The sequence below is a fragment of the Streptococcus oralis genome (assembly GCF_026782235.1).
GTDB classification, from domain to species: Bacteria; Bacillota; Bacilli; order Lactobacillales; family Streptococcaceae; genus Streptococcus; species Streptococcus oralis_CC.
The window spans coordinates 59,753-81,072 of record NZ_JAKUWE010000007.1; the positions used below are offsets into that span (position 1 = coordinate 59,753).

Here is a 21,320-nt window from a genome sequence, read left to right on the forward strand (position 1 = left end):
GATGGAATGGAATTAGTTTGGAAGATAGTATATGCGTTTTTGATATCTGGATTGGAATTGTTTATATTTTTTAAGGTGGATGGAATTGTTCTGACTCTGGAGAGAGTTTTTAAGGCCTTTCTTTTTAAGATACTTTTGGCAGTTGTTTTTGTAACGATTAGCTATATAGTAGGAAATGCTTACCTATCTTATTTTGTGGAACCCTTGTACGGCATAGGTTTATCTTTCTTGTTTTTAAGAGGGTTTTCTAAAAAACTCCTTCTATTTTATGGTCTCTTTCCAATGATATTGGTAAATCTCTTTTATAGAGGAATCTCCTATTTTGTGCTTCCATTTTTGGGGCAAGGGCAAGTGTACGATGACCTCTCTTTTATTTGGTTATTTATAAGAATTTTCATTTGCTTTATTTCTCTAGCCTTTTTGAAATGGTTAGACTATGATTTTACTAGCTTGAGAAGGGAGATTCTAGACAAAGATTTTCAAAAGTCTCTGACTAAGATTAACTGGATAATGGGAGCCTACTATCTAGTGATGCAAAGTTTGTCTTATTTAGAATATGTACAAGATATTCAATCAACGACTATTCGCCATCTGATTCTGGTGTTTTACTTGCTCTTTTTTATGGGGATTATCAAGAAATTTGATACCTACTTGAAGGAAAAACTTCAGGAGAAACTGAACCAAGAGCAGGTTTTGCGCTATAGAGAAATGGAGCGGTATAGTCGGCATATAGAGGAACTTTACAAGGAAGTACGGAGCTTTCGTCATGATTATGCCAACCTCTTGACTAGCCTACGCCTAGGTATTGAAGAGGAGGATATGGAGCAGATAAAAGAGGTCTACAACTCCGTTTTAAAGGACTCCGTCCAGAAATTTCAGGACAATAAATATGACCTTGGACGGTTGGTGAATATTCGTGATCGTGCCCTCAAAAGTCTCCTTGCAGGAAAATTTATAAAAGCCAGAGAAAAGGATATTGTCTTTAATGTCGAAGTTCCTGAGGAGATTCAAGTTGAGGGGATGAGTCTGCTTGATTTTTTAACTATCGTATCTATCCTTTGTGACAATGCTATTGAAGCCAGTGCAGAGGCTAGTCAACCTCATGTTTCAATCGCCTTTTTAAAAAATGGAGAACAGGAGATCTTTATCATTGAAAACTCCATCAAAGAAGAGGGCATAGATGTTTCTGAAATCTTCTCTTTTGGAGTTAGTTCTAAAGGGGAGGAACGAGGTGTTGGTCTCTATACCGTCAGGAAGATTGTTGAAAGTTATCCCAATGCTAGTCTCAATACAACCTGTCAAAATCAAGTCTTTCGTCAGGTTTTGACAATGTTATCAATTGAATGACAGCAAGTAATAGAATGATTAAATAATGGAATAAATATAACAGAATTCTATAATATAAATGTTTTGGAAAGATTAATTATGGATTTTTATAATTTTTAAGTTTTTTTACCATTTGTTAAGTCAATAAGGGATTTAAGAAGAAACGAGACTAGACAGTAGCTATCCTGAGGTTACTGTCTTATTCTTTTACAACAAAATAGGCTTCATAATATCTATAGGAGATTTACCCACTACAAATATTATAAAGCCAAGCTTTTTATCCAAAAGCACTTTGTATGATTACATTTGTTGATAATTTCTAGACCTATTGGCTTGGTTTGATGAGTTAGATGTTAATATGCTTAATATTGAATCTAACCACCATCCTCCACCTGTAATTTGATTGAGTTCAGTAGTTGTTAATTCTTGAAATGAAGTTAGGTTTTGTTTCTTATCCATGTTATGATTCTCCTGTTTTATAAGATAATAAATAGTTATAGAGTGTTATCTGAAAATTAATTAGAATGTGTTAAAATTTTATCTTTGAAATAATCAAAATATGTTTTCTTTGCAGTTACACTAGTGACGCGACCTTGTAGACCATATTGGATGAGTTTACTGTCCTCACCAGATAGTTTTGCAAGAGCGGTTAATTTAAAGAGATTTCCTTGCTCTGTTCTGGTGGGAGTTTGATCAATGCTCTGAAGTTGGCCGATGATGGTAATACCGTGATTTCCAATCTTCTCAAGTTTTAATCTTACAGTTTGTCCTTTATCTAGTAAGGGGAGATAGTCAGATGATACGTAGTAAGTGATTAGTACTTCTCTTGTATCTGTTATAATAGGGAATATTTGAGCAATTTCTGTACCAGTTGGAATTCTATTTTTACCTTCAAATTCGCTGTTCAGATGAACGATACCTTTACTTGGAGCGGTTAAGGTATTGTTTTCCAAGCGCTGTGTCGCTTGATCTAGTTGTACTTTTAATTCTGTTAGTTGATTTTCCACAGCTAGTTGTTGCTGAGAAGTTGTTTGTAAAAACTGAGTACGAAGTACTTCAATTTTGGTTTCTAAACTATTATCATAAGTTGCTACACTTCCGATACCAGCTTGCTGAATTTTGAGACTTGCGATAGATGATTCGAGGCCTGTAACACTTTGATTGATTTGAGATAAAAATTGCTCTTCTATAGCTCCTTGTGTTTGTCCTTGTGATGCTACCAGATAACTATTCAAGGTTGACTGGTGTGGATTGCCAGTCGGTAAGCGTGCTCTTTTGTTTATGATAGCATCTCTCAGCTCTTGATATTCTCCAATTTGTTGTTGAATTTTTGTAATTTCTTGTTCGATAGCTGATGAACTGCTATTAGCAAGATTGGCTTGATTTGAAACTTCAGTGTTAGTCTTTGAGATACCCAGCTCAATATCATGAGCTTGTTTAGTAAAATTCATAAAGGTATTATAGTAGCCAAACTCATCCTCACCAGAAAAAAGATCGGTATTTTTTTCTAAGCTTTGTTTCAAAATTCCAAGTCCTTCTTTTTGCTTCTCAAGTCTTTGTAACTGAGTTTCTAAGGCAGTTTTCTGACTTTCTTCCATTGTTTCAGAGTATTTGATGAGTAAGTCACCTTTTTCAACTACTTGATTTGCCACTAAATGATTAGCTAAGATAGGATTATCACTGGTTGACTGAATAGATGCAATGACACTTGTAGGAGTGACTTCTCCTTGCGATGTAACAGTAATCTCTTTTGTAGCAACAAGGGAGAAAATCACGATGAAAGTAAACAGTAATGAAAGTGGTATGATCAATACTGTCGCATAATTATGGTAACGTCTCTGATAAAACTCGACGCTTCTAAAAAGATTAGGATTCATAACATTCTCCTTATTTGTTGAATAGATGATGGTAGAAGCCTTGCGCCTGTATTAACTCTTGATGACTACCAACTTCAATGATTTTCCCTTGGTCAAGAACAATGACACGGTTAGTCCGTTCGGCTATACTTAGACGATGGGCTACAAAGAGAATGGTTTTATCAGTTAGGGACATAAGATTATCTATAACCTTTTTCTCAGTCAAAACATCTAGAGCACTAGTAGCTTCATCTAGTATTAAAACAGGAGATTTAGTTAAAAGAGCACGAGCGAGGGCGATTCGTTGCTTCTGTCCTCCTGACAGACCTGCTCCATCAGAAAGTTGAGTTTGATAGCCCATAGGCATTCTTTCAATATCTTGACGGATTTCAGCTAATTCGCAAGCTTTTAGAATATCTTCTTGGCTAATCATACTATTACCGCCCAAGGTTAAGTTTTCCAAGATAGAGCCATTAAAGATATAGGCTTGTTGGGGCAGGTAATTAATATGACGTCGCAAGATTTTTTTATCAATATTTTTAATATCCTGATGATTGATGGTAATCTGTCCTTTGTAAGGGTCAAAGAAGTTGACAATCATTTTGGCTAGAGTTGTTTTACCAGAACCACTAACTCCAACTAGGCTAACCTTATCACCTTCTTTAATCGTTAGATTGATATCTGTTAAGGTATCTCGCCCAAAACCATACTTATAAGAAAGGTCATCAAATTCAATATCGCCCATCAAAAAATTTGAATGAACAGGATTTTCTTGAACTTGAAATTCAGATTCGACTAAGTAGACCTCGTTCAAGCGGTTATTAGCAACCTTCGCAGATTGGAGTTTAGTTTGTAGGTTGATAATATTTTCCATAGGAGTTGTAAAGTAAGAAAGAAGTGTATTAAAGGTAATCAGCTGACCGATAGAAATCTTACTCGACATGACTAATTGAGCACCAAACCATAGGATAAAGATATTAAGAACTAACTTTGTTCCCTGCTTTAAACTCGTTTGTAAAATAGAATATTTACTGAGCTTAAAGGATTTTTCCAAATAATCGACAAATTCACTGTCAATATTTTGGTAGCGATTTTCTTCACTTGTGAGTGACTTGATGGTTTCGATCCCGTTGATATCTTCGATAATGGCAGAACTAACCATAGAATTACTTTGCATGACATCATGGTTCATTTTTTCAAAAGGCTTCATAAAAGAAAAGATGATAAATATGTAAATAGGGATGGAAATAAGAGAAAGAAGAAAGAGGTTAGGATTTTGTGCTAGTAAGACGCTCCCTACAAGGATCAGAATGGAAACATCAAGAAGAAGAGAGAGAATGGTAGAAGCTAAGGCATCTATAATAGAGTTGGCATCTGTGAAGCGTGAAATGATTTCTCCTGTACGACGTGTCGCAAAGAAAGACATAGGAAGTTCAAAGATATGGCGAATATAGGCCAAAATTACATCAATGCTTAATCTCTGACTCAGAACAGTTAGGAGATAATCTCTGGAGAAGCTCATGGCTTGTTGGAGGATATAGGTGATAATTAGACCAATTGAGATAATTCCTAAAGTTGATTTCATCTGATTTGGAATGTACTCATCCAAGATTCCTTGGAGATAATAAGAACCACCGATATTGATAATAGTGACTAATAAGCTTGAGAGAACAATGTAAGCAATGAGAGATTTTTGTTTGAAAATCAGAGGGAGGAAGCTCAGTAGACCATTCTTTTTATCTTTATGGGGTTGATAGCTGGGTTTGGGAGCTAGAAAAATAGCTACTCCAGTCCATTCAGAGAAAAAGCGTTCTTTTGACATTTTGGTGATTTTTACAGAAGGATCAGGATCACCAATAATCAGATAGTCTTTCTTTGTTTGATAGACAACATAGTAATGTTGGAGTTTCCCTTCTTTGTTAACGTGAACGATAAATGGATAGGGGACATCGCTCATGTCAAAGAGCGTTTTATCTGCTTGAACAGGCCTTGTTTCAAAGCCCATTTCATCAGCGGCTTTTACAATGCCAAGAGCAGTCGTCCCTTCTTTATTGGTCTTTGCAAGTTCTCTCAAGTGAGCTAGAGAAAAATCTGAACCATAGAATTTGGCAATCGAGGCTAAGGCAGCGACACCACAGTCTCTGGCATCTATTTGAGGAACAAATGTACGTTTATAAGAAGTCATTGGCAAATCCTTTCATATAAAATATGAATTTATTATACCATGATACTAAGTTCATATTTTATAAAATCTTGAATTGTCATTGAAACTTCCTGAATGGTAAAAAAGTGATTAGAAACTATCTTTCTTTAAAAATCTATAGGTGTATTTTGAAATAAAAAGCTAATTCAAGACGTTTCGATGACAATTCAAGATTTGGATGAAAAACTTTAACAAACAATGATATACTAAACTTGTCAAAGTTGCAACAAGACAAAAATTAAAAATAAAAAGGAGTATTTGTCATGGATACAAAAATGATGTCACAATTTTCTGTTATAGATAATGAAATGCTTGATAGAATAGAGGGAGGAATATTTGGGGTTGATGATGCTGTGTTTTGGACGGTAGGCGGCTATGTTGTAGGTAGAATTGTTGATACAGCAATTGGTGATTTTACGAATCAATGCCGGAAAAATCCTCATCAGTGGTTCTGTGTTCGTGTATAGATATAATAGTGTTGTATTGTATAAGAATATATATAACTTAATGACCTATGTACGGATAGAAACTGTTCTTTTGCAAACGAGTCGCTTATTCAATTATAAGTTTACGTGCTCCTAGTCACAGTTCTTGTGCTTGATGGAAAGAATGACACCTATAAAAATACGAGGTAGTGGCTGTACCACTCATTTATTCACCTATCCGTGATTTGTAGTAGTGATAGGCTTTCTCATTATTATTATAAAACAAAATAAAGAGCACAACACTTTTTCATTCTGTGTTGTGCCTTAAGTAAAACGAAAGGAATGAATTATAACAATGAAAAAAATTGATTATATTGCTTTGAATGAAGTAGAATTAGAGACAATTAGTGGTGGAGATGACTGTTTTATTGGAGATATCGGATGTATTGGCTGGGGGATTTTGAAGAGTATCGGAGGGATGATAAAACCTGGTCCATATGTTCCTCCAGTATGCATTCCAAAAAGTTCATGGAATCCTGCACCTCCAGTTCCATGTTAAAAGGTGCTTGTAAACTTCTATAAAAATTGAATAATCGACTTGTTCGGTATTTTGTTGAAACTCCGGAACTATAATATACAGGTGCTATTAAGGATTATTTTAGCTGATTTAAATAGGTGAAAACTAAAAACTAATGGCTAGTTGGAACATTAAAAATTAACTGCTTAACCAAATCTTGCTTCAAATAATTCTTGAACAAGTCTAATAAATTAAACGAATAAGATAGGTTATTAACACAGTCTTGTTCGTTTTTTCTAATACATTATTTAATTAATACACTTATAAAATTAGAAAGCAGTAGAACTGGGAAATACTACCACAGGTTTATTATTAACTTTGTCAGTATTGTTTGAAATCTCAAAAAGTATTTTAAACTATATGTGTTTAGTTCTTTAGTTGGATTGTTGTTGAGTATAACTATTTTTGTATAGATGAAAATCTTGTTATTGTTCAAGATGTTTTGATGATCATTTATGATTTCAGTGATTCAAAATCAAAATGAGTGCTATACTAGCAGTGTAAAGGTTGTAGCTAAACTAAGATAAAGCATACATTTAGGAGGAAATCTTATGAAGAAAAAAATATTAATCATTTTAACCTTGTATCTGATCATGTCCATCTTTCTTTATCCGCTTAGGGAGAGTATTTGGTATCATCTATTTTATACCATAGCCTATCTGATTGCGGTTATGATCTATTTTGTTTTAATTAAAAAGAAAGAAAAGGAATGAAAACTTTTCTTGCTAAAAAACGGAATATCTTCCTTGCGAGATTGTTCCTATGTCAGTTGCTTTTGCTTGTCTCTACTTATCTATTTTTATCTCGTCAGTTGTTACATTTTTCCTTAATTTTTCAATTGCTTCTAGTTATTATTAACTTAGCTTCTATTTTGGTTACTGTTTATCTCACTAGGGAGATGAGGATAAGAGAGTTTGAAGATGATGATTTGGTTAGTCCTAGAATCAATCAACTTATGTTCATCGGCTTGACAGGCTTTATGTGTATTATTTGTTTGTATAGAGGTATCACAGCAACAGAATCCTATCAGCAATTAATTGTCTACATTGGCGCTATTCTCTGCTTGATTATCATGTTTCTGCTCATTTGGGGATTGAAGTATTATAAAAAGTAGAAGCTAATGAAGTATAAAAGGGTAAGTGTTTTTGAAATACTTACCCTTTTATAATGAAGATTTTGCAATTCAAGATGTTTCGATGACAATTCAAGATTTGGATGAATTTGTAATCTTAAATAAGGTAAGATAAAGATAACAAATGTAAAGGAGTATTCTTATGAAGAAACAAAAGATAAAATCGCTATTACTTGTACCACTTGTATTTGCATCTATTACTACGGGTGTTGTATATGCAGAAGAACAGACTACTTCATCTATCCAGGCGAATGATAGTTCTCTTGTGGCACCAGATTTGCCATCGGCTAAGGAAAATGTGGAGCATAAACCTTCCGTTGTAACTCCCGAGGAGTATGAGCAGAATGTTGCGGAATTTAAAAAGATAGATATTGAAGCCGTTCGTCAATCTTTTACTGGGGACCAATTGGAACATACTATATATTTTGGTAGAAAAACATGCTCTCATTGTCGTCAATTTTCTCCTGAATTGAAAGAATTTAATAACCTGATTGAAAAGAAGTTAGAGTATTATGATTTGGATGGTAAAGATTTTGACGGGGAAGCGAGAGAGTTTCTATTTAAAAAAGTCGGTATTCCAGGAACACCAACAATTTTGTATTTAAGAAATGGACATCCGATATCTGGATGGGTTGGTGGGGGAGCGACTGCACAACAGGTGTATGATTATATGTACTCGAGAAACTCACCTAAGCAAACGGAGACAGTGGCATCTTCTGAGGATACAGTAACTGGAAGTGTCCGTGATGATAAAACAGGAGAGGTGAAGAATTCAAAGGAAAATTCGACCAATAACAGTGATAACAGAGAGCCATTGAAGGATAATATTCCTCCTTCTAACACTATAACTGTTCAGTCTGAAGATTTGGTAATGATAGATAAAAAGAAGCGAGGGGAGTCATCTCAGACGATTTCTGAAAATACTGAGAAGTTACAAACTACTTTATCCAAGGTTGAGGGGAATGATTCTCCCTCCAAAACCACTCATTTGAGTAAACAATTACTACCTAATACAGGAGTGGAAGAAAGTTACAATCTATTACGTCTAGCGGTTGCACTCTTAATTACTTCAGGTATGATTAAGTGGAGACAAAGAATTCATAAATAAAAATAGATGGTAAACAGGTGCAATGATATTATTTGTTTGTAATAACATATGGCTAGAATTTTCCTATAGACAAGAGTGAAAGGGCAAGTATGTTTTTAATGCTTGCTTTTTAAATTTTTTAACAATTCAAGACGTTTTGATGACAATTCAAGATTTGGATGAAAAAAATTAATAAACGATGATATACTAAACTTGTCAAAGTTGCAACAGGACAAAAAATTAAAAATAAAAAAAGGAGTATTTGTCATGAATACAAAAATGATGGAACAATTTGAAATTATGGATACTGAAATGCTTGCTTGTATAGAGGGTGGGGATGTATCTGGTATTTATAGAGGGTATGCTTATCAGGACAGTCCATTTGGTCCTTACCCTTCTATATTAAAAAATTCAGGTCCTTTCCCAGTAAGTGGGTACTGCCCGCGTGGTTATCGTGACCTTGGTTATATAGGAGCAGGTTTTCATTTATGTGGAATATAGGCTGAAATATAAGAAATGAGGAAGAATTTCTATGAAAAAGTATCAGCTTCTATTCAAAACAAGTGCAATTTTATCCTACCTATTTTTCGTATTTGGTCTTTCTCAGCTGACGCTTATCGTCCAAAACTATTGGCAATTTTCTTCTCAGATAGGCAATTTATTCTGGATTCAAAATATCTTGAGTTTACTTTTTATTGGAGTCATGATTGTGGTTCTTGTTAAGACAGGCCATGGTTATCTCTTTCGCATTCCAAGAAAAAAATGGCTTTGGTATTCGATTTTGACAGTATTAGTGGTAGTGTTCCAGATCTCTTTTAACGTTCAGACAGCTAAACATGTTCAGTCAACTGCGGAAGGTTGGGCTGTATTGATTGGTTATAGTGGGACTAACTTTGCAGAGCTAGGTATTTATATAGCCCTGTTCTTTCTGGTTCCACTGATGGAAGAGTTAATCTATAGAGGATTACTGCAACATGCTTTCTTTAAGCATTCGCGATTTGGTCTTGATTTGCTTCTTCCTTCTATTTTATTTGCTCTCCCTCATTTTTCAAGCCTGCCTAGTCTGTTAGATATCTTCGTCTTTGCAACAGTTGGAATCATCTTTGCTGGTTTGACCCGCTATACCAAGAGCATTTATCCATCCTATGCGGTGCATGTTATCAATAATATCGTAGCGACATTACCATTTTTGCTGACTTTTTTACACAGGATATTTAGCTAAAAATAGTAGATTAAAAATAATTATCGATTATAAGAAGTGAATAATAGAATTTAATATTATTCACTTCTTATTAGTTGATTGGGAAGATTGTGCTCTTTGAGTAATTCAAGACATTTCGATGACAATTCAAGATTTGGATGAAAAAAATTAATAAACAGTGATATACTAAACTTGTCAAAGTTGCAACAGGAAAAAAATTAAAAATAAAAAGGAGTATTCATCATGAATACAAAAATGATGTCACAATTTCATGAAATGGATATAACTATGTTATCTAGTATTGAAGGAGGCAAGAATAATTGGCAAACTAATGTCTTAGAAGGTGGTGGTGCAGCTTTTGGTGGCTGGGGCTTAGGAACAGCCATTTGTGCTGCGAGTGGTGTTGGAGCGCTATTTATGGGAGAATGTGGATACATAGGAGCTAAATTTGGTGTGGCTCTTTGGGCAGGAGTAACAGGTGCAACGGGTGGATTTTGATAAAAGGAGATTTGTATGAATACTTATTATAATGTAGATGAAACAATGTTAAGTGAGATTTATGGAGGTAATTCCGGAGGAGCGGCTGTAGTTGCTGCTTTAGGTTGTGCAGCGGGTGGAGTGAAATATGGGAAGTTTCTAGGACCATGGGGCGCTGCAATAGGAGGAATTGGAGGAGCAGTGATTTGTGGATATTTAGCCTATAGTGCTACATCATAAAAATGGAAGCTATATTTTATGAAGGCTATATTCTATATTATTCTCTTCGCTTTCCAAACATATCTTATTTATCTATCTATCTATAAGTACCTCTGATAAAAAACAAAAGACTATTGAATTAACATCATTGAATTGTTTTGTCATATTATTTCTAATCCATGATAAATTATTTTTTCTCTTCATTGCCTATGTTTTTTTGATAATTTTTATATTAAACTTGTTCCGTAACTGAAAAGTTATATACGATATGAATACAAAAATGATGGAACAATTTAAGATTATGGATACTGATATGCTGGCTAGCATTGAGGGAGGAACTGATTGGGGAACAGTGGGAAAAGGAGCTGTCTATGGAGCAGGTATCGGAGTTGCTATGTGTACGGTAGGAGGACTCCTTACTGGTGGTTCCGCATGGGCTATGACTGCTGGCTGTGCTTGGGCTGGAGCTAAACTTGGTGGTGCTTTTACTGCAATTGCTGATAATATTTGGCCATAGAAGGGAGTAGAAATTATGTTTGATTACAAAATAGTAGACAATCAAGAATTAAGTAATATTTCTGGAGGTGGATTGGGAGGAGATGTAGTTGTAGGAGCCTTGTCGGGTGCATTTCAGGCAGGACAATCTTGTATTGCTGGAGGCCCTCAAGCTTACTTGATTTGCGCAACAGGGGGCGCTATAGTAGGTGGCATTATAGCTTTTGGATTGAGACCCCCAAAATAGTTTAAAAAAGGAATGGGTGTTAATATGTTAAATGGGACTATGATTCAGCTTATACTCATTGCAATTTGTTGTGTGTACATTATTTTTAACACCAAGGCTGATAAAAACCCAAAGAGAGGATATCGTACAGCTTTGTACCTTTTCGTTATGGCTGGTATTATATCCTATATTATGAATTATCTGAATTGGTTAGATTTTTTCTTACTGATAACTCCGATAATGTGTCTATTTAAATTTGAAGATAAATGGAGTTAGCAACATTTGACACTTCAATAGGTTATTAACTATCCTTTGGCTCATTGTCAACTGTAGTGAGTTGAAGAAAAGCTAAGATCGAGAAAGGACTAATTTCGTCCTTTCTTTTTTGAGTACGACGGGCATGACGTTTATTTGATGTGTAAGTCCTCCGTGTGCACCCGCTACCGGTGAATTCAATAGCGATTCTCAAGCCTGACTATCGTGAGGTAGCGGGGAGAAGAAGGCATAGCGAAATCGTGGCTTAAAGAACAGTAGTAAGACACGTTTAGAGGATAAAGTGGCTTCACACTCTAAAGCACAAATAGGTATACCTAATCCATATATTTAAATCACGAGAGTGTACGAGAAAAGATGTACGACTTATCTATTGATGTGAGGTTCTGATGAGAGCTGAAAGCATGGTAACAACGAATCATGAGAAGTTAGTCAATCCTATAGTAGTCAGGAAAATTCTATATTGGAAGTGGAGCGAAAGGTGAACAATTGAAAGTAGAATTGTCTGTTTTGATTATTTGTTTGATAGGATGGTAGTATGAAAATATAAATGGTGACTATTCAGATCTATTTAATTTGTGCAGCTGGTGGGGGCGGCAGTTTCGGTTTTATGGCCACATTAGAGGATTTGATTGGTATATAGAGTTATTAATCCAGGTATTTCTTTGAGTTTATACTCTCTATGCTGTATAGGAATACATCATGTATAAACACTTATTTTTCCTAGATTCAAAAACCTTAGACTGGTTGACGCCCTATATTCTAGTCTTGGCTTCTGACACCATTGCCTTTAATGTTTTTGTGCTAACCTTTATATCTGTTGTGATCTTTTATTTCCTAAATCCCATGTTAGCTTTAATGGCTATATTCTTAGGGGCTGGTTATGTGGTCGGATTTTGGTTACTCAAATGGTTTGTTTTGGAAAGGCTAGAGCTAAAAGATGACGTGTAGGGAAGTCTGTTTGGTGGGGAGGATAGTTTTATGAGAATTTTTAATAAATGTCATGCCTTGTTTTTGGGATTTTTAGTCTTTGCAATCGTTGGTGCAGCGGGATATTCCGTCAATCAAGGGGATTATTTTCAACACCAGTATACATTCATTGTTGTAAAGAGTCTCTTGCTTTTCCTTAGTTTTGGCTATGCGAAATGGTTTGACATGATTTCTTTTGGTATGTTAAGCAAGAAACAACTCTTGCTGTTCATTGGAATCTTTCTTCTTACGGTGCTGGTAAATATAGGCTATCATGCTTTTTTCTCAGTTGTTTCTGGTGCTTCGGCTCAACACCTTGAGGAAACGAGTAAAGGACTGTCGCTTTCCTTTATTGTTAGTGCTACAGTTTTGGCACCAATCCAGGAGGAACTCATGTTCAGAGGACTTTTTCAGGGGGCTATATTTGAAAATTCTTGGTTAGGGCTTGTACTGACTTCCTCTCTCTTTTCTTTCATGCATGAACCTTACGATGTGCCTTCGTTTTTCTATTATCTACTTGGGGGCTTGTTGCTGGGGGTTGCTTATAAAAAGAGCCAAAATTTGTGGGTTTCTACTCTAGTCCACATGTCTTACAACAGTTTGCCACTTTTAACTTATTTCTAAAAATCATGAAAAGGTAAGCAGACGATGATGCTTGCCTTTTTCTTTTCATAATAATGGCTAAAGCCAATCTAGAGGCTTTTCTTTGAGAATTGGGTGTGGACTGGTTGACGAATAGACCAAAAACTAGTAGAATAGTAAGGAAACTTTATACGGAGGAAATAAATGGACTTGGGTGATAATGAGCTAACGCTGACCCCTATCCCTGGGAAGAGTGGCAAAGCTTATATGGGAAGCTACCCTGATGGGAAGCGCGTCTTTGTAAAAATGAACACCTCTCCAATCCTACCTGGCCTAGCCAGAGAACAAATCGCTCCTCAATTACTATGGACTCGTCGTTTGCCAGATGGCCGTGATATGTGTGCTCAGGAATGGCTGACGGGTAAAATCTTGACCCCTTACGATATGAATCGCAAGCAGATTATCAATATCTTGAACCGCCTTCACCGCTCGCGTCCCTTGATGAAGCAGTTGAGCCGTTTGGGATATACCATGGAAACACCAGTTGATTTGCTACGTTCTTGGCAGCAAGGGGTTCCAGAAATCTTGAAGCAGAATCACTATTTGAACAGTGTGATTGCTGAGCTAGGTAAGACGGTTCCAGGTTTTAGGGAAGACCATGCAACGATTGTGCATGGAGATCTTCGTCATAGTAATTGGATTGAGACAGAGAGTGGACTCGTTTATCTAGTGGATTGGGATTCGGTTCGTCTGACGGATCGTATGTTTGATGTAGCGCATTTGCTATGCCACTACATTCCGGATCATCAGTGGCGCCAATGGTTGAGAGACTACGGCTATAAGTACAATCAGACAGTGTTAGATAAATTGTATTGGTATGGTCAGTATTCTTACTTGAACCAGATTGCCAAATACTGTGAAAATCAAGATTTAGACAATGTAAACCGGGAGATTTACGCCTTGCGCGTCTTCCGTGACAAGTATGGAAAGAAGAGATGAGAGTTAGAAATCGTAAAGGGGCGACAGAATTACTAGAGGCCAATCCTCAGTATGTGGTCCTCAATCCCTTGGAAGCTAAAGGGAAATGGCGAGACTTGTTTGGAAATGATCATCCTATTCATGTAGAGGTTGGAAGTGGGAAAGGGGCCTTCGTATCAGGAATGGCCAAGCAAAATCCTGACATCAACTACATCGGGATTGACATTCAAAAGTCGGTATTGAGTTATGCCTTAGACAAGGTGCTTGAAGTTGGAGTGCCAAATATCAAATTGCTGTGGGTAGATGGTTCAGATCTGACTGACTACTTTGAAGACGGTGAGATTGACCGCCTCTATTTGAATTTTTCGGATCCTTGGCCCAAAAAGCGCCATGAAAAACGTCGTTTGACTTACAAGAGTTTCTTGGATACCTTCAAGCGCATCTTGCCTGAGAATGGGGAAATCCATTTCAAGACAGACAATCGTGGCTTGTTTGAGTACAGTCTAGTGAGCTTTTCTCAGTATGGGATGAAACTCAATGGTGTTTGGCTGGACTTGCATGCCAGTGATTTTGAAGGCAATGTCATGACAGAGTATGAGCAAAAATTCTCCAGCAAAGGTCAAGTGATCTACCGAGTTGAAGCAGAATTTTAAGAAATAGCTTGAAAACCAGCTGTTTGAGTGCTAATGCTTTACATAAATTGACAAACGTGCTATACTGATAGTAAGAATATGAGAAAGAGAGGCGGGGAAATATCTTCGCCTCTTGCTTATGAGGAGGTGGACGCAATCGCAACAATCGTAGAATTAGTCAGAGAAGTTGTAGAACCTGTCATTCAAGCGCCTTTCGAGCTCGTGGATATCGAGTATGGAAAGATTGGCAGTGACATGATTCTCAGTATTTTTGTAGATAAACCCGAAGGAATTACCTTGAACGACACGGCAGACTTGACAGAAATTATCAGTCCTGTCCTAGACACCATCAAGCCTGATCCCTTCCCAGAACAATATTTCCTAGAAGTCACCAGTCCAGGCTTGGAACGTCCTTTGAAAACCAAGGATGCTGTCGCTGGAGCTGTTGGGAAATACATTCATGTCGGGCTCTACCAAGCCATCGATAAGCAAAAAGTCTTTGAAGGGACCTTAGTATCCTTTGAAGGGGATGAGTTGACTATGGAGTATATGGACAAGACACGTAAGAAAACCGTTCAAATTCCATACAGTTTAGTATCAAAAGCACGTTTAGCAGTAAAACTATAGAAAAGAAAGGATAGCTTTTGAGGATTCAAAAGTAAAAAGAACATGAGTAAAGAAATGCTAGAGGCCTTCCGCATTTTGGAAGAAGACAAGGGAATCAAAAAAGAAGACATCATCGACGCGGTAGTAGAGTCACTTCGTTCTGCTTATCGCAGACGCTATGGTCAATCTGACAGCGTAGCTATTGACTTCAATGAAAAAACAGGTGACTTTACTGTCTATACTGTTCGTGAAGTTGTTGATGAAGTATTTGATAGCCGTTTGGAAATCAGCTTGAAAGATGCTCTTGCCATTAATTCAGCCTATGAGCTTGGTGACAAAATCAAGTTTGAAGAAGCACCTGCTGAGTTTGGTCGTGTAGCTGCCCAATCTGCCAAACAAACTATCATGGAAAAAATGCGCAAGCAAACACGTGCCATCACTTACAATACTTATAAAGAACATGAACAAGAAATCATGTCTGGTACAGTAGAACGATTTGACAACCGCTTTATTTACGTCAACCTTGGCAGCATCGAAGCCCAATTGTCAAAACAAGACCAAATCCCTGGAGAAGTCTTTGCTTCCCACGACCGTATCGAAGTTTATGTTTACAAGGTTGAAGACAACCCTCGTGGTGTCAATGTCTTTGTTAGTCGTAGCCATCCAGAAATGATCAAACGCTTGATGGAGCAAGAAATTCCAGAAGTTTACGATGGAACTGTTGAAATCATGAGCGTAGCCCGCGAAGCTGGTGACCGTACGAAGGTTGCCGTTCGTAGCCACAATCCAAACGTGGACGCCATCGGGACAATCGTTGGACGAGGTGGTGCCAACATTAAGAAAATCACCAGCAAATTCCACCCAGCTCGTTACGATGCTAAGAGCGACCGCATGATTCCTGTCGAAGAAAACATCGATGTTATCGAGTGGGTAGCAGATCCAGCTGAGTTTATCTACAATGCCATCGCTCCTGCTGAAGTTGACCAAGTTATCTTTGATGAAAATGACAGCAAACGTGCCTTGGTCGTTGTGCCTGATAACAAACTTTCTCTTGCTATCGGTCGTCGTGGACAAAACGTTCGCTTGGCGGCTCATTTGACAGGTTACCGTATCGATATCAAGTCTGCCAGTGAGTTTGAAGCTATGGAAGAAGCAGGTCAAGTGGATTACGCAGCTGCGGATGAATTGATCGAAGAATAAAAGTTGCTAGAGGAGGGAAAGATGAAAACAAGAAAAATCCCTTTGCGCAAGTCTGTTGTATCCAATGAAGTGATTGATAAGCGTGATTTGCTCCGCATTGTCAAGAACAAGGAAGGACAGGTCTTTATCGATCCGACAGGCAAGGCCAATGGCCGTGGCGCTTATATCAAGCTAGACAATGCAGAAGCCCTAGAGGCAAAAAAGAAGAAAGTCTTTAACCGCAGCTTTAACATGGAAGTGGAAGAAAGCTTTTATGACGAGTTGATCGCTTATGTGGATCACAAAGTGAAAAGAAGAGAGTTAGGACTTGAATAAGCAAAAGATAAGCAATCTCTTGGGACTTGCTCAACGAGCAGGCCGGATCATATCGGGTGAGGAATTGGTGGTTAAGGCCATCCAAGACCAGAAAGCCAAGCTAGTCTTTCTAGCTCATGATGCTGGCCCTAATCTAACCAAGAAGATTCAAGATAAAAGTGACTATTATCAAGTAGAAGTTATAACCGTGTTTTCAACACTGGAATTAAGCATAGCAGTCGGAAAATCGAGAAAGGTTTTGGCTGTGACAGATGCTGGATTTACAAAGAAAATGAGGTCTCTTATGGAATAGAAGAGGAGGACATGATTTGTCTAAGAAAAGATTGTACGAAATCGCAAAAGAACTTGGAAAAGAAAGTAAAGAAGTTGTAGCGCGTGCAAAAGAGTTGGGCTTGGATGTGAAAAGCCACTCATCGAGCGTGGAAGCTGTTGCTGCTGAACAAATCGCAGCTAGCTTTAAACCTGCACCTGCTCCTAAGGCAGAAGCAAAACCTGCAACACCAAAAGCAAGTGTAGAAAAGAAAGCGGAAAAGCCTGTATCAGCTAAACCAGTTGCCACTAAGGAAGAAAGCAAATCAGCTACACCTGCAGCTCCTAAAGAAGAAAAAGTAGTGGCCGCAAGACCACAGAGTCGAAACTTCAAGGCGGAGCGTGAGGCGCGTGCCAAAGAGCAGGCAGAGCGACGCAAACAAAACAAGGGCAACAACCGTGACCAACAACAAAACGGCAACCGTCAGAAAAATGACGGCCGTAATGGTGGTAAACCTGGTCAAGGGAACCGCGACAATCGCCGATTCAACGACCAAGGGAAAAAACCACAAGGTCAAGGGAATCGTGGCAATGATCGCCGTCAGCAACAAGACTTCCAGCCAAAACAAGCTGGACCACGTGTTGACTTTAAAGCCCGTGCAGCAGCCCTAAAAGCAGAGCAAAATGCAGAGTACGCACGCTCAAGCGAGGAGCGCTTCAAACAATCGCAAGCAGCCAAAGAAGCCTTGGCTCAAGCTAACAAACGCAAGGAGCCAGAGGAAATCTTTGAAGAAGCTGCTAAGCTAGCTGAACAAACGCAGCCAGCGGTAACAGTAGTTCCTGTAGCGAAAGAAGCGCCAGTGGATACACGTCGTAAAAAACAAGCTCGACCAGACAAAGAACGTGATGATTATGATCACGAAGAAGATGGTCCTAGAAAACAACAAAAGAATCGAAGTAGTCAAAATCAAGTGAGAAATCAAAGAAATAGTAACTGGAATAACAATAAGAAGAACAAAAAAGGCAATAACAAGAACAACCGTAACCAGGCTCCAAAACCTGTTACAGAGCGCAAGTTCCATGAATTGCCAACAGAATTTGAATATACAGATGGTATGACTGTTGCGGAAATCGCAAAACGTATCAAACGTGAACCAGCTGAAATCGTTAAGAAACTCTTTATGATGGGGATTATGGCCACACAAAACCAATCCTTGGATGGAGAAACCATTGAACTCCTTATGGTGGATTACGGTATCGAAGCCAAACAAAAGGTTGAAGTGGACAATGCCGACATCGAACGTTTCTTTGTCGAAGATGATTATCTCAATGAAGATGAATTGGTTGAGCGTCCACCAGTTGTCACCATCATGGGACACGTTGACCATGGTAAGACAACACTTTTGGATACCCTTCGTAATTCTCGTGTTGCGACAGGTGAAGCGGGTGGTATCACTCAGCATATCGGTGCTTACCAAATCGTGGAAAATGGCAAGAAGATTACCTTCCTTGATACGCCAGGACACGCAGCCTTTACATCTATGCGTGCGCGTGGTGCTTCTGTTACCGATATTACCATCTTGGTTGTAGCGGCCGACGACGGGGTTATGCCTCAAACTATCGAAGCCATCAACCACTCAAAAGCAGCGAACGTTCCAATCATCGTTGCTATCAACAAGATTGATAAACCAGGTGCCAACCCAGAACGTGTTATCGGTGAATTGGCTGAACACGGTGTCATGTCAACTGCCTGGGGTGGAGATTCTGAGTTTGTAGAAATCTCAGCTAAATTCAACCAAAACATCGATGAACTCTTGGAAACGGTCCTACTTGTGGCTGAAATCCAAGAACTCAAGGCCGACCCAACAGTGCGTGCGATCGGTACCGTTATCGAAGCTCGCTTGGATAAAGGAAAAGGTGCGGTCGCAACCCTTCTTGTTCAACAAGGTACTTTGAATGTGCAAGACCCTATCGTTGTCGGAAATACCTTCGGTCGTGTCCGTGCTATGACCAATGACCTTGGTCGTCGTGTTAAGGTTGCAGGTCCATCAACACCAGTATCTATCACAGGTTTGAACGAAGCGCCAATGGCGGGTGACCACTTTGCTGTTTACGAAGATGAAAAATCTGCGCGTGCAGCAGGTGAAGAATGTGCCAAACGTGCCCTTATGAAACAACGTCAAGTTACCCAACGTGTCAGCCTTGAAAACCTCTTTGATACGCTTAAAGCTGGTGAACTTAAGTCTGTTAACGTCATCATCAAGGCCGACGTACAAGGTTCTGTTGAAGCCCTTTCTGCCTCACTTCAGAAGATCGATGTGGAGGGTGTTAAAGTGACCATCGTCCACTCAGCGGTCGGTGCTATCAATGAATCTGACGTGACTCTTGCCGAAGCTTCAAATGCCTTTATCGTTGGTTTCAACGTACGCCCTACACCACAAGCTCGTCAACAAGCGGAAGCTGACGATGTAGAAATCCGTCTCCACAGCATTATCTACAAGGTTATCGAAGAGATGGAAGAAGCTATGAAAGGGATGCTTGACCCAGAATTTGAAGAAAAAGTTATCGGTGAAGCAGTTATCCGTGAAACCTTCAAGGTATCTAAAGTGGGAACCATTGGTGGATTCATGGTTATCAACGGTAAGGTTACCCGTGACTCGAAAGTCCGTGTTATCCGTGACGGTGTCGTTATCTATGATGGCGAACTCGCAAGCTTGAAACACTACAAAGACGACGTTAAAGAAGTTACAAACGGTCGTGAAGGTGGTCTCATGATTGATGGCTACAATGATATCAAGACTGATGATGTGATTGAGGCATACGTCATGGAAGAAATCAAACGATAATAGAGAAACGATAGCCAATTTGACTCGTCGTCAACAGCGCCTTGATGAACTTTAGTTCTATCAAAGGCTTGTTTCCTAGATTCAAATGGCTCTAGTTCCTCTATCTATTAGAAATAGCTAGGTCTGCTGGCCTAGCTTTTGGTTCAAAGTAGAGAAAGGAATATCATGGCAAATCATTTCCGTACGGATCGTGTGGGCATGGAAATCAAGCGTGAAGTCAATGAGATTTTGCAAAAGAAAGTCCGTGATCCGCGTGTCCAAGGTGTGACCATCACAGATGTTCAGATGCTAGGTGACTTGTCTGTAGCCAAGGTTTACTACACCATTTTGAGTAACCTTGCTTCGGATAACCAAAAAGCTCAAATCGGGCTTGAAAAAGCAACTGGTACGATTAAACGTGAACTTGGTCGCAATTTGAAATTGTACAAAATCCCAGATTTGATCTTCGTCAAAGACGAATCCATCGAATATGGAAACAAGATTGACGAGATGCTACGCAATCTGGATAAGAACTAAGAAAGAGGGGCAACCCTCTTTTTTGTTGTCAGAGTATAATCATTGCTATTTGAAGATGTATCTCTCTGATAAAATCGGTTTAAAAAATTTGTAAATTTCAAATAGTATGATATGACAAAGTCTGATATGAATGAAAAACGGAGAGACATATGGCTAAACAAGATATAGCTATGCAAGTACTGCAACAAGTGGTGAAACTTCCTGTTGTCAAAGTTGATCGAGAGAAATTTTTAGTAGAAAAGTTTTCAAAGGAACTAGATCGCAAGGACATTTTAACTTTGATTGAACAAGGACCGACGGCTTTATTACCCCAGGAAAGCTTGGATCGCGTGGCCAAGGCCTGTATTAAGGACAATGTCCTGTTAGCCAGTGGAACATCGGTGTTAGCAGGTCTGCCTGGAGGGATTGTCATGGCGATTACTATTCCGACAGACGTAGCCCAGTTTTATGCTTTTTCATTGAAACTAGCTCAAGAACTAGGCTATATTTACGGATTTGATGATCTTTGGGCATCGCGCAATGAGTTGAGCGAGGAAGCTAAAAACACACTCCTACTGTATCTCGGTGTGATGCTGGGAGTAAATGGCACAGGTGCCCTGCTTCGATCAGGCGGTGTGACAGTAGCCAAGCAAGTCATAAAAGTAGTGAACAAGAAAGCCTTGACAAAAACTCTTTGGTATCCGATTTTAGAAAAAGTTTTGAAAATTTTTGGTGTCAATCTGACAAAAGGAGGCCTAGCCAAAGGGATGGGGAAAGTGATCCCTATCCTAGGTGGAGTCATTTCTGGTGGCCTAACCTTTGCGACCATGAAGCCAATGGGAGAAAGATTGCAACAGGAATTGTCCAAGCTAGTCAACTACAATGAAGTGCAATATCAAAGAGACGTTGATACTATTCGAAAAGAGGTCGAAATCATCGAAGGAGAGTAAT

The 21,320-nt window shown here is 38.5% G+C and carries 25 protein-coding genes; 22 read left to right on the forward strand and 3 right to left on the reverse strand.

What is annotated here, in order from left to right; genetic code table 11:
- Positions 1–6 precede the first annotated feature (6 nt).
- Complete coding sequence (locus MK396_RS09515) at positions 7–1,347, forward strand: sensor histidine kinase (RefSeq protein ID WP_268724402.1); 1,341 nt, start codon at positions 7–9, stop codon at positions 1,345–1,347.
- Positions 1,348–1,626: 279 nt separating this feature from the next.
- Here MK396_RS09515 and blpC read toward each other — a convergent pair whose 3' ends face one another.
- The 3 genes from blpC to blpA are packed head-to-tail and all read right to left on the reverse strand — an operon-like array spanning position 1,627 to position 5,367.
- Complete coding sequence (gene blpC, locus MK396_RS09520) at positions 1,627–1,785, reverse strand: quorum-sensing system pheromone BlpC (protein ID WP_125418565.1); 159 nt, start codon at positions 1,783–1,785, stop codon at positions 1,627–1,629.
- Positions 1,786–1,841: 56 nt separating this feature from the next.
- Complete coding sequence (locus MK396_RS09525; RefSeq protein WP_125418567.1) at positions 1,842–3,203, reverse strand: bacteriocin secretion accessory protein; 1,362 nt, start codon at positions 3,201–3,203, stop codon at positions 1,842–1,844.
- Between the two features lie 10 nt (positions 3,204–3,213).
- Complete coding sequence (blpA, locus tag MK396_RS09530) at positions 3,214–5,367, reverse strand: peptide cleavage/export ABC transporter BlpA (RefSeq protein WP_254736412.1); 2,154 nt, start codon at positions 5,365–5,367, stop codon at positions 3,214–3,216.
- 281 nt (positions 5,368–5,648) lie between these two features.
- Here blpA and MK396_RS09535 point away from each other — a divergent pair, with 281 nt between their 5' ends.
- The 21 genes from MK396_RS09535 to MK396_RS09635 all read left to right on the forward strand — a co-directional run bounded on the left by MK396_RS09535 (position 5,649) and on the right by MK396_RS09635 (position 21,319).
- On the forward strand, positions 5,649–5,852 hold the full coding sequence (locus MK396_RS09535; RefSeq protein WP_125418571.1) for a Blp family class II bacteriocin: 204 nt from the start codon (positions 5,649–5,651) through the stop codon (positions 5,850–5,852).
- Positions 5,853–6,165: 313 nt separating this feature from the next.
- On the forward strand, positions 6,166–6,369 hold the full coding sequence (locus MK396_RS09540; protein ID WP_038804511.1) for a hypothetical protein: 204 nt from the start codon (positions 6,166–6,168) through the stop codon (positions 6,367–6,369).
- Between the two features lie 727 nt (positions 6,370–7,096).
- Positions 7,097–7,501, forward strand: coding sequence for an immunity protein (locus tag MK396_RS09545; protein WP_125418573.1), 405 nt, complete (start codon positions 7,097–7,099; stop codon positions 7,499–7,501).
- Between the two features lie 160 nt (positions 7,502–7,661).
- The gene (locus MK396_RS09550) at positions 7,662–8,627 is read left to right on the forward strand and encodes a thioredoxin domain-containing protein (RefSeq protein WP_198459244.1); all 966 of its coding nucleotides are present in this window, start codon (positions 7,662–7,664) and stop codon (positions 8,625–8,627) included.
- 246 nt (positions 8,628–8,873) lie between these two features.
- Positions 8,874–9,107 carry a bacteriocin class II family protein gene (locus MK396_RS09555; protein ID WP_001093253.1) on the forward strand — a complete coding sequence of 78 codons (234 nt, stop codon included), beginning with the start codon at positions 8,874–8,876 and terminating at the stop codon, positions 9,105–9,107.
- A 31-nt stretch (positions 9,108–9,138) separates the two neighbouring features.
- Positions 9,139–9,828, forward strand: coding sequence for a CPBP family intramembrane glutamic endopeptidase (locus MK396_RS09560; protein WP_000760542.1), 690 nt, complete (start codon positions 9,139–9,141; stop codon positions 9,826–9,828).
- A gap of 222 nt (positions 9,829–10,050) precedes the next feature.
- A complete protein-coding gene (gene blpM / locus MK396_RS09565; protein ID WP_198459246.1) occupies positions 10,051–10,305 on the forward strand; it encodes a two-peptide bacteriocin subunit BlpM in 255 nt (84 codons plus the stop codon).
- Positions 10,306–10,320: 15 nt separating this feature from the next.
- On the forward strand, positions 10,321–10,524 hold the full coding sequence (locus MK396_RS09570) for a Blp family class II bacteriocin (RefSeq protein ID WP_198459247.1): 204 nt from the start codon (positions 10,321–10,323) through the stop codon (positions 10,522–10,524).
- A 247-nt stretch (positions 10,525–10,771) separates the two neighbouring features.
- On the forward strand, positions 10,772–11,020 hold the full coding sequence (locus MK396_RS09575; RefSeq protein ID WP_198459248.1) for a Blp family class II bacteriocin: 249 nt from the start codon (positions 10,772–10,774) through the stop codon (positions 11,018–11,020).
- A 15-nt stretch (positions 11,021–11,035) separates the two neighbouring features.
- A complete protein-coding gene (locus tag MK396_RS09580) occupies positions 11,036–11,245 on the forward strand; it encodes a Blp family class II bacteriocin (RefSeq protein ID WP_049537864.1) in 210 nt (69 codons plus the stop codon).
- A 954-nt stretch (positions 11,246–12,199) separates the two neighbouring features.
- On the forward strand, positions 12,200–12,448 hold the full coding sequence (gene blpZ / locus MK396_RS09585; RefSeq protein WP_254726622.1) for an immunity protein BlpZ: 249 nt from the start codon (positions 12,200–12,202) through the stop codon (positions 12,446–12,448).
- Positions 12,449–12,478: 30 nt separating this feature from the next.
- Complete coding sequence (locus MK396_RS09590) at positions 12,479–13,090, forward strand: CPBP family intramembrane glutamic endopeptidase (RefSeq protein ID WP_254726620.1); 612 nt, start codon at positions 12,479–12,481, stop codon at positions 13,088–13,090.
- Between the two features lie 162 nt (positions 13,091–13,252).
- Positions 13,253–14,047 (forward strand): cell cycle regulator CcrZ, encoded by a 795-nt coding sequence (ccrZ, locus tag MK396_RS09595; RefSeq protein WP_000363019.1) that lies wholly within the window; start codon positions 13,253–13,255, stop codon positions 14,045–14,047.
- Positions 14,044–14,679 carry a tRNA (guanosine(46)-N7)-methyltransferase TrmB gene (gene trmB / locus MK396_RS09600; RefSeq protein ID WP_001266088.1) on the forward strand — a complete coding sequence of 212 codons (636 nt, stop codon included), beginning with the start codon at positions 14,044–14,046 and terminating at the stop codon, positions 14,677–14,679. The genes ccrZ and trmB overlap by 4 nt, the downstream gene beginning before the upstream one ends.
- 126 nt (positions 14,680–14,805) lie before the next feature.
- Positions 14,806–15,285: a ribosome maturation factor RimP gene (gene rimP, locus MK396_RS09605; protein WP_084877493.1), complete on the forward strand. Its 480-nt coding sequence runs from the start codon at positions 14,806–14,808 to the stop codon at positions 15,283–15,285.
- Between the two features lie 42 nt (positions 15,286–15,327).
- Complete coding sequence (gene nusA / locus MK396_RS09610; RefSeq protein WP_000032277.1) at positions 15,328–16,464, forward strand: transcription termination factor NusA; 1,137 nt, start codon at positions 15,328–15,330, stop codon at positions 16,462–16,464.
- A gap of 21 nt (positions 16,465–16,485) precedes the next feature.
- On the forward strand, positions 16,486–16,779 hold the full coding sequence (gene rnpM, locus MK396_RS09615; protein WP_000857560.1) for an RNase P modulator RnpM: 294 nt from the start codon (positions 16,486–16,488) through the stop codon (positions 16,777–16,779).
- Positions 16,772–17,071, forward strand: coding sequence for a YlxQ-related RNA-binding protein (locus MK396_RS09620; RefSeq protein WP_001041396.1), 300 nt, complete (start codon positions 16,772–16,774; stop codon positions 17,069–17,071). The genes rnpM and MK396_RS09620 overlap by 8 nt, the downstream gene beginning before the upstream one ends.
- 16 nt (positions 17,072–17,087) lie before the next feature.
- Entirely contained in the window at positions 17,088–19,874 is a 2,787-nt protein-coding gene (infB, locus tag MK396_RS09625) for a translation initiation factor IF-2 (RefSeq protein WP_268724403.1), read from the forward strand.
- A 165-nt stretch (positions 19,875–20,039) separates the two neighbouring features.
- On the forward strand, positions 20,040–20,390 hold the full coding sequence (rbfA, locus tag MK396_RS09630) for a 30S ribosome-binding factor RbfA (protein ID WP_084944015.1): 351 nt from the start codon (positions 20,040–20,042) through the stop codon (positions 20,388–20,390).
- A gap of 149 nt (positions 20,391–20,539) precedes the next feature.
- Entirely contained in the window at positions 20,540–21,319 is a 780-nt protein-coding gene (locus MK396_RS09635; RefSeq protein WP_268724404.1) for a hypothetical protein, read from the forward strand.
- The last annotated feature ends 1 nt before the right edge of the window (position 21,320 follow it).

What these genes read in the sequence shown, in the direction of transcription:
- MK396_RS09515 (WP_268724402.1), top strand. Translation starts at nt 7, where the DNA reads ATGGAATTAGTTTGGAAGATAGTATATGCGTTTTTGATATCTGGATTG.
- blpC (WP_125418565.1), bottom strand. Translation starts at nt 1,785, where the DNA reads ATGGATAAGAAACAAAACCTAACTTCATTTCAAGAATTAACAACTACT.
- MK396_RS09525 (WP_125418567.1), bottom strand. Translation starts at nt 3,203, where the DNA reads ATGAATCCTAATCTTTTTAGAAGCGTCGAGTTTTATCAGAGACGTTAC.
- blpA (WP_254736412.1), bottom strand. Translation starts at nt 5,367, where the DNA reads ATGACTTCTTATAAACGTACATTTGTTCCTCAAATAGATGCCAGAGAC.
- MK396_RS09535 (WP_125418571.1), top strand. Translation starts at nt 5,649, where the DNA reads ATGGATACAAAAATGATGTCACAATTTTCTGTTATAGATAATGAAATG.
- MK396_RS09540 (WP_038804511.1), top strand. Translation starts at nt 6,166, where the DNA reads ATGAAAAAAATTGATTATATTGCTTTGAATGAAGTAGAATTAGAGACA.
- MK396_RS09545 (WP_125418573.1), top strand. Translation starts at nt 7,097, where the DNA reads ATGAAAACTTTTCTTGCTAAAAAACGGAATATCTTCCTTGCGAGATTG.
- MK396_RS09550 (WP_198459244.1), top strand. Translation starts at nt 7,662, where the DNA reads ATGAAGAAACAAAAGATAAAATCGCTATTACTTGTACCACTTGTATTT.
- MK396_RS09555 (WP_001093253.1), top strand. Translation starts at nt 8,874, where the DNA reads ATGAATACAAAAATGATGGAACAATTTGAAATTATGGATACTGAAATG.
- MK396_RS09560 (WP_000760542.1), top strand. Translation starts at nt 9,139, where the DNA reads ATGAAAAAGTATCAGCTTCTATTCAAAACAAGTGCAATTTTATCCTAC.
- blpM (WP_198459246.1), top strand. Translation starts at nt 10,051, where the DNA reads ATGAATACAAAAATGATGTCACAATTTCATGAAATGGATATAACTATG.
- MK396_RS09570 (WP_198459247.1), top strand. Translation starts at nt 10,321, where the DNA reads ATGAATACTTATTATAATGTAGATGAAACAATGTTAAGTGAGATTTAT.
- MK396_RS09575 (WP_198459248.1), top strand. Translation starts at nt 10,772, where the DNA reads ATGAATACAAAAATGATGGAACAATTTAAGATTATGGATACTGATATG.
- MK396_RS09580 (WP_049537864.1), top strand. Translation starts at nt 11,036, where the DNA reads ATGTTTGATTACAAAATAGTAGACAATCAAGAATTAAGTAATATTTCT.
- blpZ (WP_254726622.1), top strand. Translation starts at nt 12,200, where the DNA reads ATGTATAAACACTTATTTTTCCTAGATTCAAAAACCTTAGACTGGTTG.
- MK396_RS09590 (WP_254726620.1), top strand. Translation starts at nt 12,479, where the DNA reads ATGAGAATTTTTAATAAATGTCATGCCTTGTTTTTGGGATTTTTAGTC.
- ccrZ (WP_000363019.1), top strand. Translation starts at nt 13,253, where the DNA reads ATGGACTTGGGTGATAATGAGCTAACGCTGACCCCTATCCCTGGGAAG.
- trmB (WP_001266088.1), top strand. Translation starts at nt 14,044, where the DNA reads ATGAGAGTTAGAAATCGTAAAGGGGCGACAGAATTACTAGAGGCCAAT.
- nusA (WP_000032277.1), top strand. Translation starts at nt 15,328, where the DNA reads ATGAGTAAAGAAATGCTAGAGGCCTTCCGCATTTTGGAAGAAGACAAG.
- rnpM (WP_000857560.1), top strand. Translation starts at nt 16,486, where the DNA reads ATGAAAACAAGAAAAATCCCTTTGCGCAAGTCTGTTGTATCCAATGAA.
- rbfA (WP_084944015.1), top strand. Translation starts at nt 20,040, where the DNA reads ATGGCAAATCATTTCCGTACGGATCGTGTGGGCATGGAAATCAAGCGT.
- MK396_RS09635 (WP_268724404.1), top strand. Translation starts at nt 20,540, where the DNA reads ATGGCTAAACAAGATATAGCTATGCAAGTACTGCAACAAGTGGTGAAA.